Below are 302 nucleotides of genomic sequence, written 5' to 3' on the forward strand. Positions count from 1 at the left end.
TTGCCGTAACGATTAAAGGCGTGACGCAGACCGAAATGTACACGCCGGCTCATTTTCAAGAAAAATTCGGCGTGACGCCAACTCAGTTTATCGATATGAAGGCGCTGATGGGTGACAGTTCCGACAATTATCCAGGGGTCACGGGCATCGGCGAAAAAACCGCGCAGAAGCTGATTCAAGAATATGGCTCGCTGGATGGGCTTTACGAAAATATCGATCAGATGCGCAAGTCAAAGCGGAAAGAAAATCTGGTCAATGAAGAAAAAATTGCCCGTGAATGTAAGGATCTGGCCACGATACGC

The 302-nt window shown here is 48.0% G+C and carries 1 protein-coding gene; it reads left to right on the forward strand.

The window, feature by feature from the left end; translation table 11 throughout:
• Nucleotides 1–302: 5'-3' exonuclease H3TH domain-containing protein (locus P0G09_RS18660; protein ID WP_275253418.1), on the forward strand; the 302-nt coding region annotated here is incomplete at both ends.

The organism is Faecalibacterium sp. DFI.5.82, from assembly GCF_029076575.1.
In the GTDB taxonomy this organism is placed as follows: domain Bacteria; phylum Bacillota; class Clostridia; order Oscillospirales; family Ruminococcaceae; genus Faecalibacterium; species Faecalibacterium duncaniae.